Consider the following 22,821-nt stretch of genomic DNA (forward strand, 5'->3'; position numbering starts at 1 on the left):
GATTGTTATACTTTTCGCCGTTTCCGGTATCCCTTGCCGGTGTTATCGCGCGTGTCCGCGCGCGCGGCCTGCCCTCTGGGCGGGCACGCTTCCGATTTCTTGACCGCCTCCAGAGGGCCCCTCAGCGGAGATCGTCTTGGCTGTTTCCAATCTTGTCGTGGACGATACTGAAACCGACGCCGCTGCCGCCACGTCAGGCAGCTCGTTTTACCTCGCGATGCGCATCCTGCCAGCGGCGCAGCGCGACGCGATGTATCAGGTCTACGCTTTTTGCCGCGCTGTCGACGATATCGCCGATAGCGACCTGCCGCGCGCCGAGCGCTCGGCTGGACTCGAGCGCTGGCGCGCCGATATCGACGCGTGCTATGCCGGCGCGCCGCGCGCTTCGTTGCGCGCGTTGACGCGGCACATCCACACGTTTCACCTGCAACGCGAAGATTTCCACGCCATGATCGACGGTATGGCGATGGATGCCGCCGAAGACATCTGCGCGCCGGACGACGACACCCTCGACCTGTATTGCGACCGTGTCGCAAGCGCCGCGGGGCGTCTGTCGGTGAGGATCTTCGGGATGCAGGAAGAGCCCGGGCGCCAGCTGGCGCATCACCTGGGCCGGGCGCTGCAGCTGACCAACATCCTGCGCGATATCGACGAAGACGCGGACATCAACCGCTGCTATCTGCCGCGCGAACTGCTCGCGCTCGAAGGTATCGCCACGACGACGCCCGCGATTATTGCCGACGATCCTTCGCTGCCGCGCGTCTGCTGCAAGCTGGTGAAGCGCGCGCGCGAGCATTTCGCCCAGGCCGACGCGATCATGGACGCCTCGCCGCGCAATCACGTTCGCGCCCCGCGCATCATGTCCGGGGTCTATCGCTGTCTACTCGATCGCACCGCTGAACGCGGCTTCGATCTGCCGCGCACCAAGGTCAGCAAGCCTAAGGCGCGTCTGTTGTGGATCGTCGCCCGGTACGCGTTTTTCTGATGCCGAAACTCGTCCACGTGATCGGCGCGGGTCTCGCCGGTCTGGCCGCCGCCGTGCAATTGCAGCGGCGCGGCGCGCAGGTCGTGTTGTACGACGCGGCCGGGCAGGCGGGTGGACGCTGCCGCTCCTGGTACGATCGGACGCTCGGTGCGACCATCGACAGTGGCAATCATCTGGTGATGTCGGGCAACGACGCGACGCTGAATTACGTGCGTGCGATTGGCGCGTTCGACGAGCTGGTCGGGTCCACTCAGCCCGAATATCCGTTCATGGACCTGGCGACACGGGCGCGCTGGACCGTGCGTCCGTCGGCTGGACTCTTGCCGTTGTGGGTCTTCGATCAGGCCGCGCGGGTGCCCAATACCCATCCGGGCGACTATCTGATGCTCGCGCCGCTGCTGTTGGCGAAGCCCGGCCGGACGATGGCGCAGACCATGCGCTGCGACGGAGTGCTTTGGGACCGCTTGCTGCGGCCGCTGCTCCGCTTGATGCTCAACCACGAGCCGCGCGAGGCGAGCGCCGAACTGGCCGCCGCGATGGTTCGCGAGACGCTTGCGGCTGGTGGTCAAGCGTGCCGGCCGCTGCTGGCGCGCAATGGCTTGAGCAGCGCCTTCGTCGATCCGGCGCTGCGCCTGTTGCAGCATGGCGGGGCGGCGATACGGCTCGGCGCGCAACTGAAGGAAATTGTGTTTGCGGACACGGGCCGGGTGAGCGCGCTGGAGTTTGCCGAAGTCGACGGCAATCAGCGCGTCGAACTCGACGATCAGGCGGCGGTGGTGCTGGCGGTACCGCCGGATATCGCGCAGACGCTTGTGGCCGGTCTGCAGGCGCCGCGGCGCTTTAGCGCGACGCTCAACGTGCACTTTGCCGTGGAACCGCCGTTCGGGGTGCCGCCGCTGATGGGGCTGCTCAACGGCACGGCCGAGTGGCTGTTCGCATTCGACGGGCGTCTTTCGGTGACGATTAGCGGTGCCGACCGCTTGCTCGACACCCCGCACGAAACGCTTGCGAAGACGGTCTGGGCCGAAGTCGCCCAGGCCGCGAGCCTGCCGCTCGAACCCATGCCGGCCTGGCAGGTCGTGTCCGAACGCCACGCAACCTTTGCCGCGCTACCGGGCGAAGAAATGCGCCGCCCCGGCACGCGCACCCGCTGGAAAAACCTGACGCTCGCGGGAGACTGGACGGCCACTGGCTTGCCCGCGACGATCGAAGGAGCGATCCGCTCCGGCCAGAAGGCCGCGGATACGCTGCTGAACGAACCGATGGAACGCAGATGAACGATTTTTCCCTTGCCCAGACGACGGGCGCCAATCAAGACGATTCAGCCGATTCTCCTGACGCAGTCGTCTCACCTGACGCGTCCGGGATGGCCGCTGTTTCGCCCGCGAGCGAGCCCGACGCTGCTGCGGCTACCGCCACTGCAGGCGTTGGTGCCGCTACACAGTCCGCCACCACGCTGGACGCCGCCGTCACCCGCGCGACCGACGCGATTCTCGCGGCGCAGCGCCCCGATGGCCACTGGGTCTATGAACTCGAAGCCGACGCGACGATTCCTGCCGAATATGTGCTGCTGACTCACTACCTTGGCGAAGAGCCGAACGTGGAACTCGAGCAGAAGATCGCGCGCTATCTGCGCCGCATCCAGTTGTCGAACGGTGGATGGCCGCTCTTCACGGATGGCGCGCTCGACGTCAGCGCAAGCGTGAAGGCGTACTTCGCGCTGAAGATGATTGGCGATCCTGAGGATGCCGATCATATGCGCCGCGCCCGCGAAGCGATTCTCTCGCACGGCGGCGCAGAAGCGTCCAACGTCTTCACGCGCGTCCTGCTCGCGCTGTTCGGCGTGGTCTCCTGGTATGCAGTGCCAATGATGCCGGTCGAGATCATGCTGTTGCCGCAGTGGTTCCCGTTCCATCTGTCGAAGGTGTCGTACTGGGCGCGTACCGTGATCGTGCCGCTGCTCGTGCTCAACGCGAAGCGCCCGGTGGCGCGCAACCCGCGCGGCGTGCGTATCGACGAACTGTTCCGCGGCGCGCCCGTCACAACCGGACTGTTGCCGCGTGCCCCGCATCAGCATCAAGGCTGGTTCACCTTCTTCCGCGGCGTCGATAACGTGCTTCGCCTGGTCGACGGCCTGTTTCCAAAGTACACGCGCGAGCGTGCGGTCAAGGCGGCCGTTGCCTTCGTCGACGAGCGTCTGAATGGCGAGGACGGACTCGGCGCGATTTTCCCGGCGATGGCCAACTCCGTAATGATGTACGACGTGCTGGGCTACCCGGCCGATCATCCGAGCCGAGCGATTGCTCGTCAATCGCTCGACAAGCTTCTCGTCATCAAGGATGACGAAGCATATTGCCAGCCGTGTCTGTCGCCGGTGTGGGACACCTCGCTCGTGGCGCACGCGCTGCTCGAAACCGGCGAGCCGCGTGCCGAGCAGGCCGCCGAGCGCGGTCTGCAATGGCTGCGTCCGCTGCAGATTCTCGATGTGCGCGGCGACTGGATCTCGCGCCGCCCTGATGTGCGTCCCGGCGGCTGGGCGTTCCAGTATGCAAACGCGTACTACCCGGACGTCGACGATACGGCCGTGGTGGTGATGGCCATGCAGCGCTCGGCGGCGCTCACGGAGTCGAACGTCGATGATGCAGCGATTGCCCGCGCTCGCGAGTGGGTGGTCGGCATGCAGAGCAGCGACGGCGGCTGGGGCGCATTCGAGCCGGAAAACACGCAGTACTACCTGAACAACATTCCGTTCTCCGATCACGGCGCGCTGCTTGACCCGCCCACTGCGGACGTGTCGGGCCGTTGTCTGTCGATGCTCGCGCAACTGGGTGAACTGCCGGCCAACAGTGAGCCGGCTCGCCGCGCGTATGACTACATGCTCAAGGAACAGGAGTCGGACGGCAGCTGGTATGGCCGTTGGGGCATGAACTACATCTACGGTACGTGGACTGCGCTCTGTTCGCTGAACGCAGCCGGTATGGCGCATGACGACCCGCGCATGAAGCGCGCCGCGCAGTGGCTCGTGTCGATCCAGAACGACGACGGTGGCTGGGGCGAAGACGGCACTAGCTACAAGCTCGATTACCGCGGCTACGAGCGCGCGCCGAGCGTGCCGTCGCAGACCGCGTGGGGCGTGCTCGGGCTGATGGCGGCGGGGTGCGTCGAACATCCGGCGGTGGCGCGCGGCATCGAGTATCTGTTGCGCGAGCAGCGCGAACACGGTCTGTGGGATGAAGCCCGTTTTACCGCCACCGGTTTTCCGCGTGTGTTTTATCTGCGCTATCACGGCTATCGCAAATTCTTCCCGCTCTGGGCACTGGCGCGTTACCGGCAACTGAAACGTGACGGGCTGACGCGCGTTACGGTCGGGATGTAGTGTGTCTACGTCTTCTGGTTCTAGTCAGTTGTTCTCTTCATCCAAGGCAGGCGGAAGCAGGCTGCCCGTGATCGCGGTCACGGGCATGGCTTTCGAGGCGCGCATTGTGCGTGGCGAGGGCGTCGAGGTGGTGTACGCGGCGCGGGCCGATCTGCTCGAACGGGCGCTGCGCGCCGCGCTCGCGCGCGGTTGCTCGGGCATCATCAGCTTCGGTACGGCGGGCGGCCTCGCGCCGGATCTGGAGCCGGGCGCACTGATCGTGGCGGATGCCGTAGAAGGTCCGCACGGGCGTTTCCCCACCGATCCGCTCTGGTCCGGGCATCTGGCTGCCGCGCTGGCGGCTACGCCGCTTGGCGCGACCCTGCACCGTGGCCTGATGGCTGGCGTGATGGCGCCGCTCACGGGCGCCGACGACAAAGCTGCTTTGCATCGCTCCAGCGGCGCGCTCGCTGTAGATATGGAATCGCATATCGCGGGCGCCATCGCCGCGGCTCAGGGCCTGCCGTTCGCAGTCTGCAGGGCGATTGTCGATCCGGCGCGGCGCACGTTGCCTTCGGCCGCCACGGCCGGCTTACGCGACGACGGTAGCACGGCGATTGGGCCAATCCTGCGCGAACTGTTGAAGCAACCCTCCCAACTCGGCGCCCTTTTAAGGGTAGCGACCGACGCCCGTGCGGCCCGCACGGCGCTGGTTCAGGCGCGGCAGGCGCTAGGTGCGGCCGAAGCGTTGCAGCCAGGTGTGTGAAGCGGGGCCAGATGTCTGCGCCCCCTTGCCGTGTGGAATAAGGGAAAACCCTTAATTTTGGTATAATCTAGGTATTAACCCTAGGTTCCGGCTGCGATGCCGGCCCGCATCACCTCACGAAGGGGATACCAGATGAATTTCCACACCAGAAAATGGGTCAAGCCCGAAGATCTGAATCCGAACGGCACGCTGTTCGGTGGCAGCCTGCTGCGCTGGATCGACGAAGAAGCGGCCATTTACGTCATTTGCCAGCTGGACAACCAGCGCGTGGTGACCAAGCTCATGTCGGAGATCAACTTTGTCAGCTCGGCGCGCCAGGGCGACATCATCGAACTGGGCATTACCGCGACGCATTTTGGCCGGACTTCGATCACGCTGCGCGCTGAAGTCCGCAACAAGATCACCCGCAAGAGCATCCTGACGATCGAAAAGATCGTGTTTGTGAATCTCGGCGAAAACGGCGAGCCGGCTCCGCATGGCCGCACGCAGATTCGCTTCGCAGATGAGGCGTTTGAGCGCTATCGCTCGAGTTTGGCTCCGGCGGCCCAGCCGGCGGCGAGCGTCGAGGATGCGGCAGCCGGCGTCGAAGCCGATACGATGCATTGAAGTCAGGCTGGGGCGTCTTCTTACGCTCGTCACCAGAAGCGAAAAATGAAACAGCCCGACCGGCGTTGATAGCCGGTCGGGCTGTTTCGTTTAGCGCTGGCGAAAGGACGGCGACAAACCACTTGCCTTGCCCAGGCGAATGCGACTAGTTATTGCCTCAGCGGAACCGGCGCGGCGGCACCGGAAGCTGCTGCTGCGGCTGCCGCGCCAGATGCCGCCGGAGCCGTGGCAGCCTTCGCTGCGCTGGCGCCGACGGGAGCCGACGCGCCATTGGCGGGTGCGGCCGGTGCCGACGAATCACCTGGGTCAGTGTAATTCGGTGCCCCTGCGGGCGCTGCACCCGATGCGCCATTGGCAGGCGCGGCCGGCGCCGATGAATCACCTGGATCCGTGTAGTTCGGCAAGCCGGCGGGTTCCGTGCCCGAAGCACCATTAGCTGGAGCAGCCGGCGCCGACGAATCACCCGGGTCGGTGTAGTCCGGCAGACCAGCAGGCGCCGTCCCCGATGCTCCTGTTGCCGGCGCCGCGCCCGCACCGTCCGAGCCCGGATCACCATAGTTCGGCAGCGGAGCGGGCGTCGAACTCGAACCGCGCAATAGCGACTGGCGCTGCTGCGTATACGCGTCGCGAACGAACGAATATTTATCGAGCGCGGCAGCCTGCAGCAGGTCCGACGCACCGAGCAGATCGGCACGCGCGCTGATGAACTGCGCGATATACATCGGATTGCGCACGGCCGGCTTCAGATAGTGGATCACGTTAAAGCGGAAGTCGACGATATAGCCCGTACTGTCACGCACCGAGCTCGGTCCGAACAACGGCAGCACCAGATACGGACCCGCCGGCACGCCCCAGCGGCCAAGCGTCAGTCCAAAGTCCTCATGATGCTTCGGCAAGCCAGCCGGCGTGGCAAAGTCGAGCAGACCGCCGATCCCGAACGTCGAGTTCATCACGAAGCGCATGACGTCTTCGGTCGCATCCGTGATCTTCAACTGCAGAAGGTTGTTGGCGGCATTGCCCAGGTCGCCGAGATTGGAAAAGAAGTTGCTGATCGCCTGACGGACCGGTTGCGGCGTGACCTTCTGATAGCCCTTTGCAACGGGCTGCGCGATGGTCCGGTCGAGCGCATCGTTGAACTTGAAAATCTGCCGGTTCATCGGTTCCAGCGGGTCGCCCGGCTTGCGGTCGGGACCCGTCGCGCACCCTGCAAGCGCACCCGCAACGAGCAGGGTCAGGGCGGTGGTTCGCATCTTCATTTGGTGATTCCTTGCTTTTCTTTCGATGCGCGACGCGCGCGCGGCTTACCCATCAGGACGGGCTGAAACACCACTGCGCCGATCAGTGTGCACAACAGCGATAGTGCGAGCAACCGCCCCATGCTCGACGTGCCCGGATGATGCGACAACCAGAGGCTCCCGAACGCCGTTGCGGTAGTGGCCGCGCTGAACATCACGGCGTGCGTGAGACTCGACTGCAGCAGACCCGTTTGTCCGTTGCGCCACGCCATGACGAAGTAGATCTTGAACGCGACGCCTACGCCGAGCATAAGCGGCAACGCGATGATGTTGGCGAAATTGAGTGGCATGCCGAACACTACGCACAATTCAAGCGTGACCAGCGCCGACACCAGCAGCGGAATCAGCGTGCGCAACACGTCGCTGAGTCGCCGCAACGCGAGCCATAGCAGGATGGTGATGGTCACCAGTGCCCACGCGGCGGCTTCCAGGAACGCCTTGATGATTACGTCTGCGGAATGCAGGATCGAGATGGTCCCGCCGATCGCGTCCGGCTCCGTCGTCTTCACGGCATGGGCGAAGCGTCGCAGCATCGCATCGTCACCTGGGTCTGCGCCTGGCGCGACCTTGGGAGCGATGTCAACCAGCGCGCGGCCGTCGGCCGCGACCCAGTCGCGCGAGATTTCGGGCGGCAAGGTGGCACGCGTGATTTCGCTCGGCTGCAGCAGTTCGGCGAGTTGCTGCAACGCGATCTTCAGCGTGCTGGACATCGCAGTTTCTGCGCGGTCGCGCGTGGCGGCATCTGCGGCGGCAAGCTTTTGCAGCGTCGTCGACAGATGCTGGGCCTCGGCCGCACCGGGACCGGGATGGTCCTCCGCGGCAAGCGACAGCTGGTTGGCCGCTCGCTTCAAGGCGGCAACGCGCAACGCATCGCTCGACGGCGGCGCGGGCGTTTGCGTCAAGGCGGGCAACAGCTGCTGCGCTGCGCTATTGATGAGCAGAAGCTTCTGGGACTGGTCGGTCGGAATAAAGGTGCTCAGTGTCGTGACAAGGCCCACCTCCGGCAGTGTCCTGAGATGCGCCGCGATCTTGTCCGCGTCCGCGAGCGATGGCGTCAGTACGTGCACGTTGTTGACGGCGGCCTCGGGCGAATCCTTCAGCGAAAGAAGTGTCGCCATCGATTCCGTATGCGGGTCTTTCAGATGCAGCGGGTTGAAGTCGAAGCGCAGATGAGTCAGCAACGGCATCGCACCGACGACAACCACGAGGGTGCCGATCAGGACGGGCTTGCGGTGACGGTCGAGGAAATCGTCGACGGGTGCCAGTTGCTTGAAACCTGGCGAAGCGACTTCACCAGGTGGATTGAAAATCTTCAGGAGTGCCGGAAACAGCGTCATGTTGGTCCCATACGCGACGAACATGCCGACGCCGGCGATCTGCCCCAGCTCCGCCACGCCGCGGTAGGCGGTGGGCAGGAACGAGAAGAACGCTTCGGCCACGGCGACCGCGGCGAGCGTCAACGGTACGCCGATGGTATGCGCGGTGTTGACGAGGGCGGCGGCCAACCGGTCATCGCGATGGCGCTCCTCGCGGTACTTCACGCCGAACTGGACCCCGAAGTCGATCCCAAGCCCGACGAACAACACCATGAACGCAACGGAAATCATGTTGAGCGCGCCGACCATCATCAGGCCGAGCGCGGCGGTGATAGCAAGACCGACGAACAGCGTGATGAGCACGGCGACGATCATCCGGCCCGAGCGCAACGCGAGCCACAGGATCACGAGGACCACGACGAAAGTGATGATGCCGTTGAGCGCGGCGCCATCTTGCACTGAGGCCAATTCTTCGTCGGAGAGCGGTTGTTCGCCGGTCAGACGGATCGACGCGCCATAGCGGGCGTTGAGATCGAGCGACGCGGCCGTGGCGCGGATGGCGGCGGAGGCGCGGGCGCCGGGTTCGAGCGCACCGTAGTTGACCACCGGCTGCACGGTGATGAAGGCGCGCGCCGGGTTCGTGCTGATGTCCTTGTCGACCAGCGCGCGCCACGAGAAGGCAGCGGGCTGGCCGGCGAGCACACGGTCGAGCACGGTGGTGCTTTGCGAGAGCAGATGGCTCATATCGCTGAGCTTGACCTGGCCGAGCTGAAGCGGCAGCAGCAGGCTGGTGGTGAGGACCCCTGCAAGACCGGTCAGACTGGGATCTTTGGCGAGCGCATTGACGAGGGGACGCGACTGAACGAGTTGTCCTGTGGTGGACTGGACCTGGTCGAGCGACAGAAACAGCAAGCCGTCGTGCTCGAAGAACGAACCGCCGGCCGGTTGCGTGACGGCGACGAATTCCTTGGGCTGCTTTTTCAGCGCGTCGGTGAGAGCGTTTGCAGCGGCATCGGCGAATTCGGGGGCACGCGCTTCGACGACCACCAGCACGGTCTGGCCGCGTTGGGGGAAGGCGTTATCCATGGCGTCGTCGAGGGACGACCAGGCCTTGTTGGTTTCGACGAGACGGCTGATGTCGGTGTTGATCTTGAAGTGATGGACGACGTAATAGCTACTCAGGACCGCGAGGATGAGCGATATGAGGATGACGCGCAGCGGGCGGCTGACCGACCAGGCGACGAGGCGGACGATAGATGACTTCAGCATGTAGGCGAGTGGGGCCCTGTCACAGATGGCGTTTTTGGCATAAGGGCATAAGTATACCGACGTAGGGCCAATTGGCTCAGGTTGTGGGGCACGGACGAAGCAGCAAAATCGGTATACTGGCTTTCAGCGTGGCCCGGTGGGTCATCCAGTGGTCATATTTACTGTCCTGATGAGCTTATGAAACGTTATCTGTCTGCTTTTCTGGCAGCGGCGGTGGTTTCCACCGCGGCTTTTGCGCAAACCGCGCCTGATGCGGTGGTAAAGAATGCTGTTGAAGGCACGGTCAGCGCGATGAAGGCCGACCCGCAGGCGCGCGGCGGCGACATGGGCAAAATCACCCAGGTGGTGGTAACACATTTCGTGCCTGCAACGGACTTTCAGCGTACGACGCGGATTGCTGTGGGCAAGGCGTGGACGACGGCATCGCCGGAGCAGCAGAAGCAGTTATACGAGCAGTTTCAGACGTTGCTGGTGCGGACTTATGCTGCTTCGTTGGCGCAGTTAAGGGATCAGGATGTGACGTTCAAGTTCGCGCCTGCGAATGTTGGCGCTGGCGGTAAGGATGCTGTTGTGCAGTCGCACGTGTTGAGCAATGGCGGGGATGATTCGGTTGGGTATCGGATGGAGAAGACCGATTCCGGTTGGAAGGTTTACGACATCGATATGATGGGGGCTTGGTTGATTCAGGTTTATCAGACGCAGTTTGCAGATCAGCTCGCTAAGGGTGGAGTTGACGGGCTTATTAAATTTTTGACTGAGCATAATGCTCGGAGTGCGGGATAGGGCTTTGGTTTTTTTGCCTGCGGTGCCTTGGTTTTTTGGTTTTACCGGGTGTTGGCCTTTCCTTGCTTTGTTATCGGTCTATTAGCTTCGCCCCTGTGCGGGGCGGCACTTACTTTCTTTGCCGCCGCAAAGAAAGTAAGCAAAGAAAGCGGGCTTGCAACCGCCAGTCTGTAGGTGTCCACCACTGGCATGAAGCCGAAGTGGTCCGCGCACGCAATGTGCCCTCACGCCACCCCCGTTAGTGACAAGGCAGTCATCCGTTCCAGCGTCGCGCTACGCGCCCCGCCGTTGGGCATAACGCCCTTCTCATGCTCTGTAGGGATGCTGACTATGTTGGGTGGACCTGTTTGGTGGGCTGAGAAGTTCCTTCACCTCGCGTCCGGGAGCGGCGGAATGTGCGGCGTTCTTTGCGTTCCAGCGACCCCCGCGTTCCTTTGCAAACCCATCCGCGACGCACGTAGTGCGGAGTGGGGTGGATGAGTGCTTTGTCACTAAGTGTGGTGGTGCGAGGGCACGGTGCGTGCGCGGACCGCTCCGGGTTAGCTTGAGTGGTGGACACCTAAAGGCTAGCGGTTGGAAGCCCGCTTTCTTTGCTTACTTTCTTTGCGGCGGCAAAGAAAGTAAGTGCCGCCCCGCACAGGGGCATCGCTAATAGACCGATAAGACAGCAAGGAAAGGCCAACACCCCAGTAAAACCAAAAAACCAAGGCGCCGCAGGCAAAAAAAGCCCCGCAAAGAGCGACAAAAAAAAGCAAAAAGCGCACCGTCAAAAACCCGATGCGCTTCAAGCAACAACTAAGCGGAAAACAGTAAAACCAAGCCCCGCGAAGGGCCCCAAAGCGGGCAGCTTTAATGAGCCGTAGCAGTCTGGACCTTCTTCCCCTTACCAGCGCGCCCAATCTCCTCAAGCTTAATCTCGACATGCCGCGAGAAAACAAACTCAGCAGGCCTTTGCTTATCCAGCGGAAGATCCTTGGCAAACGCGCCTGAAGTCTTAGGCCCGCGCAGCGAAACCCCAAGAGCCTTCAGCGGATGAGTAACCGTATCCATGACGGCGGTAGCCTCAAACCCACAGTGCACCATGCAGTCAGCACACTTCTCGTAGTTACCCGTACCGTACTTCTCCCACTCCGTCGTCTCCATCAGTTCCTTGAAGGTCTTCACATACCCTTCGCCGACCAGATAGCACGGCTTCTGCCAGCCAAACACCGTACGCGCCGGATTACCCCACGGCGTGCACTGATACGTCTGATTCCCGGCCAGGAAATCGAGGAACATCGCCGACTGGCTAAACGACCAGTTCTTGCCGTTGTTGCCGCGCTTGAAAATCTCGCGGAACAGATGCTTCGTCTTGTCGCGGTTCAGGAAGTGCTGTTGGTCCGGCGCGCGTTCATACGCGTAGCCCGGCGAGACGGTGATGCCGTCCACGCCCATTTCCTTGACCGTATCGAAGAACTTGGCGACACGCTCCGGCACAGCGTCGTTGAACAACGTGCAGTTGATGTTCACACGGAAACCGCGGCGCTTCGCTTCCTTGATCGCAGCGACTGCCTTGACGTACACGCCCTCTTGCGACACCGAGTGATCGTGCGCCTGCTCGTCGCCGTCCAGATGCACCGACCACACGAAGTATGGGTTCGGCTCGTAGTCGTCCATCTTCTTTTCCATCAGCAGCGCATTCGTGCAGAGATACACGAATTTCTTGCGCGCGATGATGCCCTTCACGATCTGCGGCATTTCCTTATGCAGGAGCGGCTCACCGCCTGCGATGGAAACGACCGGTGCGCCACACTCGTCCACCGCGCCCAGACACTCTTCGAGCGACAGACGCTGGTTCAGAATAGGATCCGGATAGTCGATCTTGCCGCAGCCATTGCAGGCAAGGTTGCAGCGGAACAGCGGCTCGAGCATCAGCGCCAGCGGATAGCGCTTATTGCGCGACAAATGCTGACGCATGATGTATGCGCCAACCCGGACTTTCTGGAGCAACGGAATAGACAAGGTGTCCTCCTTAAACTTCGCGTGCGGCGAGTGGTTGCGTCAGCTTCGACGGCAACTTGAATTCAACTTTCTCTTCTCGGCCAGCCATCGTCGTAACGTCGACAGGCCCCAATGCGCGCAGCGCATCGATTACGTTTTCAACCATTTCCTCAGGCGCCGAAGCGCCCGCTGTGATGCCGACCGTCTGCACATTCGCAAACCACTCCGGCTTCACTTCCGAACCGTCCGCCACCAGATAGCTCGGTACGCCCGTCTCGCTGCCAATCTCGCGCAGCCGGTTCGAGTTCGAACTGTTCGTTGCGCCCACCACCAGCAGCACATCAACCTGGGTGCTCAACTCGCGCACCGCCGCCTGGCGGTTTTGTGTCGCGTAGCAGATGTCCCGTGTGTCCGGACCCACAATATTCGTGAAGCGCCGCTGCAACGCGTCGATGATGCCGCGCGTGTCGTCCACCGACAACGTCGTCTGCGTCACATACGCAAGCGGCGCGTCCTGCGGCAGATCCAGGTGCGCGACCTCGGCCTCGCTCTGCACCAGCAATACCTTGCCGGGGATCTGGCCAATCGTACCTTCGACTTCCGGATGGCCCGCGTGGCCGATCAGGATCAGCGTGCGGCCGGCGCCCACGTATTGACGCCCCTGCACGTGCACCTTGGTGACGAGCGGACAAGTGGCGTCGAGCACGTCGAGGCCGCGTTGCTCCGCGGCGCGCTCGACGGTCTGAGCCACGCCGTGCGCGCTGAAAATCGCCACGGCGCCTTCCGGCACCTCATCGAGCTCTTCGACGAACCGCGCCCCTTTCTGACGCAGGTTGTCGACCACGTGCCGATTATGGACGATTTCGTGACGCACATAGACCGGTGCGCCGTGTTGCTGCAACGCGCGATCGACGATTTCGATCGCCCGGACCACCCCCGCACAAAAGCCACGGGGTTGAGCAAGGATGACTCGCATAGGCTGCCGAACTCCGACTGACGCTGGTTTCGATGAAGTCGGTAAAAACGACTTTGTCGCCGCGACCATGATATTAATTGATGTCTTAAACCAGCGTTAAGCCGGTAGACGAAAACCAAACGCGCATTCTAACGCTATCGGGCTTGCTTTGCTCTGGCCAGGGCCGGGTCGAGTGGGCTGTAAGCGCCGTGCCGCAAGATTTGCGCGCTGCAGTCCCAGTGCGGAACCCTTAAACTATGTGGCCCTGCGGTGCATGCTTACAACCGCATTACCGAATGGATTCGAGGCTCGTTGCGTGGAAGCCGACCACTACGAAAACTTACCGATCGCCGGCGCATTGCTGCCGAAGAGGTTGCGGACCCCGGTCGGCGTGATCTATCAGGTGGCCCGTACGGCCGCTGACATCGCCGAGGAAGGCGACTGGAGCGCCGCCGAGCGTCACACGCGCCTCGCCGACTTCCGGGCCGGTCTCGACGCCGTGGCAAGCGGCCGGATGGCGCCGGTTCATCCGCTGCTGTTCGGCAAGCTCGCTGGCGTGGTTGCACAGTATAAACTGCCGCTCGCACCGTTCTACGATCTCGTGGCCGCGCTCGACCAGGAGATTGACACCACCCGCTTCGCTGACCGGTCGGCTCTGCTCGACTATTGCCGCCGCTCCGCGCACCCGGTGGGGCATCTGATGCTGCATCTGTTCGGCGCTGCGAGCCCGGCGAATCTGGCCGACTCCGATACGATCTGCACGGCGCTCCATTTGATCAATTTCTGGCAGAACGTCGCGATCGACTTCAAGAATAGCCGCGTCTACCTGCCGCAAAGCGACCTCGCGCGGTTCAATGTCAGCGAGTCGCAAATCGGCGGCGGCGTGGTCGACGATAGGTGGCGCGCGTTGATGGCTTATGAAGTGGCCTACGCCCGCGCAATGCTGGTCCGAGGCGCGCCGCTCGCGCTGCGCATTCCAGGGCGCGCGGGAATCGTTCTTTGCGGCATCGTCCATGGTGGCTTGCGCATTCTGGAGCGCATCGAGCGGGCGGGCTACGATGTGTTCCGCCATCGGCCAGCGCTCGATGGCTTCGACTGGTCTGTTGTCACGGCGCGCGCGCTCGCGATGTGGCTGTCCCGGCGCGTCAGCGTGCGCGCCACTTCGATTGAGGGCAACGCGTAATGCAGGTGGTTCTGTTCGTTCTGTCGTGTCTTTCGCTGCTGATCTGGTGTGTGCTGCTGTTTTTCCGCGGCGGCTTCTGGCGCGCGCGTCCCGCGGCTCCGCTCGCGACCGCACCGCGCGACGCATGGCCGGCGGTCGCTGCCGTGGTACCGGCGCGCAATGAAGCAGATGTGATCGCGCAGGCGGTCGGCACGCTGCTCGCCCAGGAATACCCCGGTCCTTTCCATGTGATCGTGGTCGATGACCACAGCACCGACGGCACCGCCGACGCCGCCCGCGCGGCCGCACTCCAGTTGCAATGCTCCGACCGTCTCACGGTGCTGACCGCAAAACCGCTGCCGCCGGGTTGGTCCGGCAAGGTATGGGCACAGTCGCAGGGTATCGAGGCGGTGCGCACGCTGGGTCTGCCGGCCGACTTCCTCCTTCTGACCGACGCCGATATCGGCCACCCCACCGACGCCGTCACGCAACTCGTTGCGCGAGCCGATGCGGAGAAGCGCGACCTGGTCTCGCTGATGGTGCGGCTGCGTTGCGATTCGCTGTGGGAGAAGGCGCTAATCCCGGCCTTCGTGTTTTTCTTCGCCAAGCTGTATCCGTTCTCGTGGGTCAACAACCCGCGCAACAAGACCGCGGCGGCGGCCGGCGGCTGCATGCTGGTGCGGCGTACGGCGCTGGAAGAAGCGGGCGGTATCGAGTCGATCCGCGGCGAACTGATCGACGATTGCAGCCTTGCCGCGCGTATCAAGCATCGCGGTGAGGGGCGTCATCCGATCCGGCTGGATGTGGCGGCGCGCAGCGTCTCGCTGCGTCCCTACGACAACTCGGGCGAGATCTGGAACATGATTGCGCGCACGGCGTTCACGCAGTTGCGCTACTCGGGATGGTTGCTGGCAGGCACGCTGGCGGGCATGACGATCATCTACCTGATCCCGCCCATAGCGGCACTCTTGCTCGGGCCGTTGGACTGGCCCGCCTGGCTCGCCTGGGCGGCGATGTGCTGCGCGTATGCGCCGATGCTGCGCTACTACGGCCGCTCGCCGCTGTGGGCTCCGTTCCTGCCGCTGGTGGCGCTGTTCTATGTCGGCGCGACGTTTGCGTCGGCCGTGCGCTATTGGCGCGGAAAGGGCGGTCAGTGGAAGGCGCGTGTGCAGGCGCCGGTGCAACAGGACCGGTGAGCGCAGCAGCGGACTGGATGCTGCGCGGCGGTACCTGTTGGCTCACCGCCACGCCGCATCAAGGCAGGCGTCTCACGCCGCTGTCACCTTACCGTTGCGTAAGCAGCGCGTACATCTGAATGACGTTAGCCGGCGAGAACGTGAACGGCACCCAGCCGTGGCCGGTATGCCGCACGATCAGCAGGCGGTCACCGTTCGACTGTTTCTGCACCGCCATGACCGGGTTGCGGGTCGATGCGAAGCGCCAGCCGGCTGGCACGCCCATCGGCGGCTCGGGCGTCATCGAAGCGCGTGCATTCGCCAGCTCCTCGATCAGCTGACCCACCTGCTCGGGATGCAGCGAGACGGTCTTGCCGGCGATCGTCATCGTGATGACGTTCTGAGCGGGACGGCCAATTGAAAGAGTGGGCTTCTCTTCAGCAACTGCCTCTTGAGCTGACGCGTCTTCGCTTGCTGAAGCCGCTGTTGGTGCGACTTGCTCAGCCTGAGGCGCGGGCGCCTGGGACGCTGCGTTTGCTGCGGGTGTCTCGGGGATGTTCTGGGCCTGCGGGGCCACGACAGCCTGAATGAGCTGAGCGACGCCCACTTCAAGCGCGCCGAGCTGTTCGTGAAGGTTCATGCGAGGATTCTCTGGTAAGACCCGCGATTTTACCTGTTGCGCGCGGGCTTTAACCCGCCGCGGGTCGCGCGACGTTGTAACAAAGTGCGTGCGGGTCCGGCCTCACGCCTTCAGATACCCCGCCTGCCTGAACCACTCGAGCGCATCGGCCAGACCCTCGCGGTAAGGTCGTGCGCGATAACCGAGTTCGCGTTCCGCCTTCGCGGACGTGAAGTACATCTTGTTCTTCGACATCTTCAGACCGTCGACGGTCACAAACGGTTCTCGCTTCGTGATTTTCGCCACCGCTTCGGCGCCCATGGCCAGCGGATAGAGCGGCCAGCGCGGCAGGCTGATGGTCGGGGCTTTGCGTCCAGTGAGCGCGGCGATATCGGCGAGCATCGCCTGCAGCGGCAGGTTCTCGCCGCCGAGGATATAGCGCTCGCCAATCTTGCCGCGTTCGAGCGCGAGAAAGTGGCCGGCGGCGACGTCGTCGACGTGCACGAGGTTCAAGCCGGTGTCCACGAAAGCCGGAATCTTGCCGAGCGCCGCCTCGACGATGATGCGCCCGGTCGGCGTGGGTTTCACGTCGCGCGGGCCGATGGGCGTCGAAGGATTGACGATCACTGCGGGCAGGCCGTCTTCGGCAATCATCCGCTCGACCGCGCGCTCTGCCAGCACCTTGCTGCGCTTGTACACACCGATCGCCTGCTCGGCCTTGAGCGGCGAAGTCTCGTCGGCCGACTGGCCGGAGCTCGTGACCTTCAGCGTCGCCACGCTGCTGGTGTAGACGACGCGCTCGACGCCTTCCTTCAGCGCCGCACGCATGGTCGCCTCGGTGCCTTCCAGATTCGAGCGTTCGATCTCGCCCGGGTCCGGCGCCCACAAACGGTAGTCAGCCGCGACATGTAGCAGATAGCGCACGCCGCGCAGCGCGGCGCGCATCGACGCTTCGTCGCGCATGTCGCCCACGACGATTTCGGCATCGAGCGCTTCGACATTGCGGCGCGGACTGGTGGCGCGCACCAGCACGCGCACCCTGAAACCTTTCTGTTGCGCAATGCGCGCCACCGCCGAGCCGACAAAGCCGGAAGCGCCGGTGACGAGTACGAGATCGCGATTCTGATCCATCATTCTTTTTCAATTCCCTGCATGGCGGTCGTCGGATTGTACGTGGCGCGTGCAGAGCGTGTCGCATTGCGCTGACTTCTTACGGGTGATGCCGTGCAAGCAATCTCGCCACGAGACGACTAGAATGCCCGCTTGAAAGTTTGCTTTGAGAGGACGGCATGACAGGCCCGGATCTGGATTCGCGGATCGAAACGTATTACGTGCGGGTGCGCGGCGTCGTGCAGGGCGTGGGTTTTCGCCACGCGACGGTACGCCAGGCGCACGCGCTCGGTATCAAAGGATGGGTGGCGAATCTCGACGATGGCTCGGTCGAAGCCATCTTGCAGGGAACGGCCAATCAGGTCGACCGGATGCTCTCGTGGCTGCGCCATGGGCCGCCGGCCGCCCGCGTGAGCGAAGTGGCCGGCGAAGAGCGGTCAACGGAAAAGCGCTACGAGCGATTCGAACAGCACTAGGCTGAGCGGTCGCGATTAAGGGTGGTTACCAGGCCACCCGTCTCTTACCGTGCGACCAGCAGGCTCTCGGCAAATCCCCACTCCCGCTCGACCCACTGATGACTGCACGCGAAACCGGCATCGTCGGCGATCGCGTGGACTTCCTCAGCGCGGTACTTGTGGCTGCTTTCGGTCCAGATGGTCTCGCCTTCTTCCAGCGTCACCGTCAGTTGCGCGGCCCGCACATGCGCAGTGACGGCGCGCCGTGCGCGCAGATGCATTTCGATGCTGCGCGCGTCGGGATTGAAACGCGCCACGTGCTCGAACGCATCGAGCGGGAAGTCGCCGCCCAGTTCGCGGTTGATCCGCGCGAGCAGGTTCAGGTTAAACGACGCAGTGACGCCAATCGGATCGTCGTAGGCCGCGACCAGCACGGGGATCGGCTTCTCGAGATCGGTGCCGAGCAGCAACGCGTCGCCGGGAGCCAGCATGCTGCGGATCGAACGCAGGAAGCGTGTTGCCGCGAGGCGGCTGAAATTGCCGATCGTGCTGCCGAGAAACAGCACAAGCAGCCGTTCGCCCGAAGCGCGCTTCTTGCTCACTTCTGCGAGGCCCGCCAGATAATCGCGCTCGTAACCGACGATCGAAATGCGTTCGATGTCGCCCAGTTCGCGCCGACATAATTGCAACGCGGCGCGCGAAATTTCAATCGGGAAGTACGAAGTGGGGCGCTTTTTACACAGCGCTTCCAGAATTCGGCGCGTTTTGCGGCCGCTGCCGCTGCCCAGTTCGGCAACGGTGACGTCGTGCGGAAGCTGCTCGACGATCTCCGCTGCGTGCTTTGCGAGTAGTCGTTCTTCGGCGCGGGTCACGCCATATTCGGGCAGCACGGTGATCACTTCGAACAGCGCGGAGCCGACTTCGTCGTACAGGTACTTGGACGGCAACTCCTTTTGCGGCGCGTGTGTGAGGCCGGCGCGGACTTCATTGGCGAACTCGGGCGAGACTTCATGCGATAGGGCTGGCTGAGTCATGCTTGCTCCAGTTTTCACGTTCTTCTGACGATTATCTGTCTGGGTAGAGTGTTCACGGGCGCGACACGGGAGGCGTCGCACGCGTCAGGAAGGAGCGGACCGTGGGTCCGCATGGACGGCGATTTAGCCGGGCTGGCCGGGGTGATCAAGCAAGAAGCGCGCTTGCACGCTGTTACGCGGCGGCGCGCCGTGTCATTGGCGCAATGGTGGATCGGCCTACGCGTGAAGTTATGTTCTAGTCCATCGCAGGCCATCGCGCACGAACTAATTATGCGCGGAGGCGCCTGGTTTTGCTGGCAACGCGTCTGGCGTCCAGAAGGCCGGCTCGTGGCAGGGGAATCATCAAATTGAAATGAAGCTTGCGTATCGGCGTGACGCGCGGAATTGCGGTGCGTGCCAGCGCAGTTCGCACGACGCCACCGGGCATTCCGTCCGATGAATGCCGGCGAACCGGGAAGATTGGCATCGCGACGAAACTGGCATCGCGGGTAGGTGTCAGCGTCAATGATGCGCGGCGGCGCGGTCCGGGTTGATGCGCGTCGGACCCACTTCGGCTTCGATTGCTTCGCGTAGCGCAGGACGCCAGCCGAATTCAAACAGCGCTTCAGCTAGCACGAACAGCGGACCGATCAGCAGGCCGATGACATCGTCGACGAAGGCCGGCTTACGATGCTCATACGCCATGTGACCGACGAACTGAAACACCCAGCCGACGACGAATAGTCCTATACCGCTGGCCAACCAGGTGAGCGTGGATTGCGCGGCGAGCCATTGACCACAGATGAGGCAGAGTGCCGAGAAGATCGCCATCATCACGCCCAGCGGCACATCGAGCACGAGGTAGTAGAGCGTGCCCCCTACCAGCATCACCCACGCGGGCGAGAGCTGCACTGGCAGCGCGGCAAAGACCCACGCGGGGCGGCTCGACAACACTGCGAGCGCCAGCACGATCATCGGAATGCCGATGAAATGCGTGGCGATGTTGCGCCGGTCGCGGTGGTAGGCGGCGTACTGGGTCAGTTGTTGGGTCAGCGTTCTCATGGGTGCCGTTCCTGGATCAAAGCCATCATAATCGCGCTCAAGCGGTTCTGAAACCTTCGGGTAGCCGACAATCTCCGCACTCCAGTCCAGCACGGTGCCAGCCTATGAGTTCGCCTTCGCCCCTGAATGATCCGCTTGCGACGCTCGAACGTAGCGCGTGGTTCCGTGCCGCGCCCGAAGCGTTGCGCACACAACTGGTTCAGCTAGGTCGCGTTGAGCGTCTGCAGACAGGCGAGCGGCTCTTCAGACGCAGGGATCCTGACGACGGCCTCTACTGCGTGCTGGATGGCCTCATGCGTATCAGCGCAGCGAGCTTTGCCGGTAAAGAAGCACTGCTTGCGGTGATCGAACCGGTCAACTGGTTTGGCGAGATCGCGTTGTTCGACGGCCGCGAACGCACGCATGATGCATACGCCGAGCGCGAGTCCGTGCTGTTTCATTTGCCGCGTGCGGAACTGGCTGGGCTGCTCGAACGTGCGCCGCAGTACTGGCATTGCTTCGGTCTGCTGTTGACGCAAAAGCTGCGCCTCGCGTTCGACGCGATTGAAGAGGCGGCGCTGTTGCCGGCGGCGCAGCGCATCGCGCGTCGCTTGCTGCTGATGGCGGGTGGCTACGGCGAACCGGGTGTTTTGCGGCGTGTGCTGAAGGTGCCGCAAGAAGATCTCGCGATGATGCTGGCGTTGTCCCGCCAAACCATCAACCAGATTCTTAAGCAGTTCGAAGCACAGGGTGCACTGCAACTGCGGTATGCTGAAATAGAAATCGTCGACGTCAAGATACTCGCGGCGCTCGCCGATCCTCATGCGAATCAACGTTCGTAGATTCAATCATGTGCGATCGCCCTACGTAAAAGCAAAAAAGGCGAGTCCGTAGACTCGCCTCCCCAACGGCATATTCGGCTTCGACTATAAGACCCCGGCGGCCGGATTATGTCGGCGACCGATCACCCTAGTTGGTTTTGGTAGCGTCGGTCTTTGCGCCGTCTGCCTTCACCGGCGCAGTGCTGGCCTCCTTGCTGCTATCCCCTGCGGCCTTTGTTTTTTCGGCATTGGCAACCGAGGCGTGCTTCTTCTTGCTGACCTGATGCGCCTTGGTCTTTTGCGTGTGAGTGGGCGCGGTCTTTTTGGCGTGAAGCTTTGCTTCGGTCTTTTCGGTGGAAGCGCTGTCTTGCTTCTTCGAGACGTCGGTCTTCGCTGCGTCCTTAGACGCCGCGCCGCCAGCTTTGAGATTTGCCTGGCCAGCCGCTTGAGTTTGTTGATCGCCTGACATCGCCGGTGCAGCGGTTTGTGCAAACGCCGTCGAAACGAGCAGGGTGGAAGCGAGGGCAGCAAGAATCATCTTCATGGTTTAACTCCGTGTGTCGCGGCTGAAAAGGTTCAGCGCTGCCGGTTTAACGCTAGCCGGATCACAGGAGTTGACGCTGCTCTGGTGACAAAACGTAACGACGGAAACAATCGCTTCTCACGGACAATGCGTAAGCGTCGAAGCTCACGCATATGAAGATTTAAGTTTTCCTTAAGAAATGCGAGAGGCGAGTGTGCGTGCGATGTGAAGCACGCTCGTGAACATGACGCCGGAGCGTGGCAACACTTGATTAGATATGCTGATCGGTACCGGCGTGTTGCTCAGAACTTCTCTATGGCGTCGCGGTAGACTCCCGCGATTTGCGGCGCGATCACCGAGTGGTCGAAGTGCTTGCGAGCGTAGCGGCGGCATGCGTCGTGACTTGGGGTGAGGCGTACGCCGAGTAGCGCATCGGCGATACCGCCGCCAAGCGCCATGTGGTCTCCGGACTGCACCACCAGATCGTCCGATAGTGGCGCCACGGCGTTCGCAGCGCCGCCTTCGGAGGTCACCAGAACCGGCGTGCCAGTCGCCAGCGATTCAATGGCCGTCAGCCCGCAGTCTCTCATGTTGACGGTCGGCACAACCGTGAGGTCTGCCGCGCGGTAATACTCGGGCAAGACGTCATCCGATACGAAGCCGGCGAGCCGAACATGTTCCTCAAGACCGCGCGCGATGATGCGCCCGTAAAGCCGGTTTTGCTCGGGACCCATGCCAGCCATCACCAGAAGTACCTCGGGCACGCTCCTCTTGACGATAAAGATCGCGTCGACCAGCTCGTCGAGGCCGATGCCCGGGACCAACGGCCGTGCGCAAAGCAGAATCGGCCGGTCGTTCGGCAGACCGAGGCGCTTACGCGCCTGCCTTTTGGTGAAACGTAACGCAAAGCGCGAGGTGTCGACGCATCCTGGCACCACGCTAATCGCTTCTTCCGGCACCTGGTAGCGCCTGTGCAGGACGTCACTGGACTCCTGCGACAGCACGATATGGCGAGTAGCGCCGCCGTACACCATGCGCTCGAGGCCGTAGCGTATCGGCCCTAACAAGGCGGCCCCGCGTTCGGTCCTGTGTTCGTCGACCCAGGAGCCGTGAAAATGCACGACACGCGGTATCTTGCCGAATTTGCCCAGGGTCGGCGCAGCCTGTGACGCAAAGTGCAACGCAACCACGTCGGGTTGACGCACCGGTTCAAGCGCGCCTTTAGGAGGGGCGCGGCGTAAAAGTTTGGCGAGGCTCGCCTGCGCGTTCGCGAAGGTCTGCACGATGGCGTTCGATGGCGCGGTTGAAACGGGCAGCGGTGGGAGCACCGGCGATTCAGCGCTCGGATCGTGTACGTTGACGCCATGACTGGGCAGTGCCGCGGCCAGGGTCTGGAGCATCCGGTCGAGACCATCGGCCCTGGCCGACGGGCGGTGCATGCCAATCTGCAAGGAATCAATCGGTTCGCTCATGATGGCGCTCGCGCTAACGATTGCGCGACTGCAGCGCAAATGTTTTCCGGTACGAGACACGTACGCTTCTGGAACGAACGGACACCGGTGCCGCATTTCCGGCTACCCCGATTGCCTACC

At 62.9% G+C, this 22,821-nt stretch carries 20 protein-coding genes; 10 read left to right on the top strand and 10 right to left on the bottom strand.

Annotation, left to right across the window (positions count from 1 at the left end; all coding sequences use genetic code 11):
* Positions 1 to 136 precede the first annotated feature (136 nt).
* From hpnD to P3T24_RS11695, 5 genes are all read left to right on the top strand, one after another.
* On the top strand, positions 137 to 985 hold the full coding sequence (gene hpnD / locus P3T24_RS11675) for a presqualene diphosphate synthase HpnD (RefSeq protein WP_429434684.1): 849 nt from the start codon (positions 137 to 139) through the stop codon (positions 983 to 985).
* The gene (gene hpnE / locus P3T24_RS11680; protein ID WP_429434686.1) at positions 985 to 2,262 is read left to right on the top strand and encodes a hydroxysqualene dehydroxylase HpnE; all 1,278 of its coding nucleotides are present in this window, start codon (positions 985 to 987) and stop codon (positions 2,260 to 2,262) included. The genes hpnD and hpnE overlap by 1 nt, the downstream gene beginning before the upstream one ends.
* The gene (gene shc, locus P3T24_RS11685) at positions 2,259 to 4,361 is read left to right on the top strand and encodes a squalene--hopene cyclase (protein ID WP_429434688.1); all 2,103 of its coding nucleotides are present in this window, start codon (positions 2,259 to 2,261) and stop codon (positions 4,359 to 4,361) included. Before hpnE ends, shc begins: the two co-directional genes overlap by 4 nt.
* Positions 4,362 to 4,446: 85 nt before the next feature.
* Positions 4,447 to 5,106, top strand: coding sequence for a phosphorylase (locus P3T24_RS11690; RefSeq protein WP_429435303.1), 660 nt, complete (start codon positions 4,447 to 4,449; stop codon positions 5,104 to 5,106).
* A gap of 132 nt (positions 5,107 to 5,238) precedes the next feature.
* A complete protein-coding gene (locus P3T24_RS11695; protein WP_429287412.1) occupies positions 5,239 to 5,712 on the top strand; it encodes an acyl-CoA thioesterase in 474 nt (157 codons plus the stop codon).
* Positions 5,713 to 5,861: 149 nt separating this feature from the next.
* On the opposite strand, the gene P3T24_RS11700 is transcribed toward P3T24_RS11695, so the two are convergent.
* Both P3T24_RS11700 and P3T24_RS11705 read right to left on the bottom strand, forming a co-directional pair.
* Positions 5,862 to 6,968, bottom strand: coding sequence for an MlaA family lipoprotein (locus P3T24_RS11700; protein WP_429434690.1), 1,107 nt, complete (start codon positions 6,966 to 6,968; stop codon positions 5,862 to 5,864).
* Positions 6,965 to 9,592 carry an MMPL family transporter gene (locus P3T24_RS11705; RefSeq protein ID WP_429434692.1) on the bottom strand — a complete coding sequence of 876 codons (2,628 nt, stop codon included), beginning with the start codon at positions 9,590 to 9,592 and terminating at the stop codon, positions 6,965 to 6,967. The genes P3T24_RS11700 and P3T24_RS11705 overlap by 4 nt, the downstream gene beginning before the upstream one ends.
* 177 nt (positions 9,593 to 9,769) lie before the next feature.
* Between P3T24_RS11705 and P3T24_RS11710 the strand changes: the two genes are divergently transcribed.
* Positions 9,770 to 10,375: an MlaC/ttg2D family ABC transporter substrate-binding protein gene (locus tag P3T24_RS11710; protein ID WP_074266926.1), complete on the top strand. Its 606-nt coding sequence runs from the start codon at positions 9,770 to 9,772 to the stop codon at positions 10,373 to 10,375.
* Positions 10,376 to 11,224: 849 nt separating this feature from the next.
* On the opposite strand, the gene hpnH is transcribed toward P3T24_RS11710, so the two are convergent.
* Entirely contained in the window at positions 11,225 to 12,376 is a 1,152-nt protein-coding gene (hpnH, locus tag P3T24_RS11715) for an adenosyl-hopene transferase HpnH (RefSeq protein ID WP_074266928.1), read from the bottom strand.
* A gap of 10 nt (positions 12,377 to 12,386) precedes the next feature.
* Positions 12,387 to 13,331: a 4-hydroxy-3-methylbut-2-enyl diphosphate reductase gene (ispH, locus tag P3T24_RS11720; protein ID WP_074266929.1), complete on the bottom strand. Its 945-nt coding sequence runs from the start codon at positions 13,329 to 13,331 to the stop codon at positions 12,387 to 12,389.
* Positions 13,332 to 13,626: 295 nt separating this feature from the next.
* Between ispH and hpnC the strand changes: the two genes are divergently transcribed.
* Both hpnC and P3T24_RS11730 read left to right on the top strand, forming a co-directional pair.
* Positions 13,627 to 14,493, top strand: coding sequence for a squalene synthase HpnC (gene hpnC / locus P3T24_RS11725; protein ID WP_074266930.1), 867 nt, complete (start codon positions 13,627 to 13,629; stop codon positions 14,491 to 14,493).
* On the top strand, positions 14,493 to 15,668 hold the full coding sequence (locus P3T24_RS11730) for a glycosyltransferase (protein ID WP_429287407.1): 1,176 nt from the start codon (positions 14,493 to 14,495) through the stop codon (positions 15,666 to 15,668). The genes hpnC and P3T24_RS11730 overlap by 1 nt, the downstream gene beginning before the upstream one ends.
* Positions 15,669 to 15,756: 88 nt before the next feature.
* Here the strand turns inward: P3T24_RS11730 and P3T24_RS11735 are convergent, their stop codons facing one another.
* Both P3T24_RS11735 and hpnA read right to left on the bottom strand, forming a co-directional pair.
* The gene (locus P3T24_RS11735; RefSeq protein ID WP_429434694.1) at positions 15,757 to 16,287 is read right to left on the bottom strand and encodes a hypothetical protein; all 531 of its coding nucleotides are present in this window, start codon (positions 16,285 to 16,287) and stop codon (positions 15,757 to 15,759) included.
* A 102-nt stretch (positions 16,288 to 16,389) separates the two neighbouring features.
* Positions 16,390 to 17,400 carry a hopanoid-associated sugar epimerase gene (hpnA, locus tag P3T24_RS11740; RefSeq protein WP_074266933.1) on the bottom strand — a complete coding sequence of 337 codons (1,011 nt, stop codon included), beginning with the start codon at positions 17,398 to 17,400 and terminating at the stop codon, positions 16,390 to 16,392.
* Positions 17,401 to 17,555: 155 nt separating this feature from the next.
* On the opposite strand from hpnA, the gene P3T24_RS11745 reads away from it, so the two are divergent.
* Positions 17,556 to 17,852 (top strand): acylphosphatase, encoded by a 297-nt coding sequence (locus P3T24_RS11745; RefSeq protein ID WP_429287405.1) that lies wholly within the window; start codon positions 17,556 to 17,558, stop codon positions 17,850 to 17,852.
* A 44-nt stretch (positions 17,853 to 17,896) separates the two neighbouring features.
* Here the strand turns inward: P3T24_RS11745 and egtD are convergent, their stop codons facing one another.
* Positions 17,897 to 18,865 carry an L-histidine N(alpha)-methyltransferase gene (egtD, locus tag P3T24_RS11750; protein WP_074266935.1) on the bottom strand — a complete coding sequence of 323 codons (969 nt, stop codon included), beginning with the start codon at positions 18,863 to 18,865 and terminating at the stop codon, positions 17,897 to 17,899.
* A 501-nt stretch (positions 18,866 to 19,366) separates the two neighbouring features.
* The gene (locus P3T24_RS11755) at positions 19,367 to 19,906 is read right to left on the bottom strand and encodes a DUF962 domain-containing protein (protein ID WP_429434697.1); all 540 of its coding nucleotides are present in this window, start codon (positions 19,904 to 19,906) and stop codon (positions 19,367 to 19,369) included.
* A gap of 104 nt (positions 19,907 to 20,010) precedes the next feature.
* Here P3T24_RS11755 and P3T24_RS11760 point away from each other — a divergent pair, with 104 nt between their 5' ends.
* Positions 20,011 to 20,727 carry a Crp/Fnr family transcriptional regulator gene (locus tag P3T24_RS11760; RefSeq protein WP_429434698.1) on the top strand — a complete coding sequence of 239 codons (717 nt, stop codon included), beginning with the start codon at positions 20,011 to 20,013 and terminating at the stop codon, positions 20,725 to 20,727.
* 127 nt (positions 20,728 to 20,854) lie between these two features.
* Here P3T24_RS11760 and P3T24_RS11765 read toward each other — a convergent pair whose 3' ends face one another.
* Together P3T24_RS11765 and P3T24_RS11770 are read right to left on the bottom strand one after the other, a co-directional pair.
* The gene (locus tag P3T24_RS11765; RefSeq protein WP_429434700.1) at positions 20,855 to 21,250 is read right to left on the bottom strand and encodes a hypothetical protein; all 396 of its coding nucleotides are present in this window, start codon (positions 21,248 to 21,250) and stop codon (positions 20,855 to 20,857) included.
* A gap of 281 nt (positions 21,251 to 21,531) precedes the next feature.
* Positions 21,532 to 22,701, bottom strand: coding sequence for a glycosyltransferase family 4 protein (locus P3T24_RS11770; RefSeq protein ID WP_074266939.1), 1,170 nt, complete (start codon positions 22,699 to 22,701; stop codon positions 21,532 to 21,534).
* Positions 22,702 to 22,821: the final 120 nt, after the last annotated feature.

Source organism: Paraburkholderia sp. GAS33 (assembly GCF_050436645.1).
Taxonomy (GTDB): Bacteria; Pseudomonadota; Gammaproteobacteria; order Burkholderiales; family Burkholderiaceae; genus Paraburkholderia; species Paraburkholderia phenazinium_B.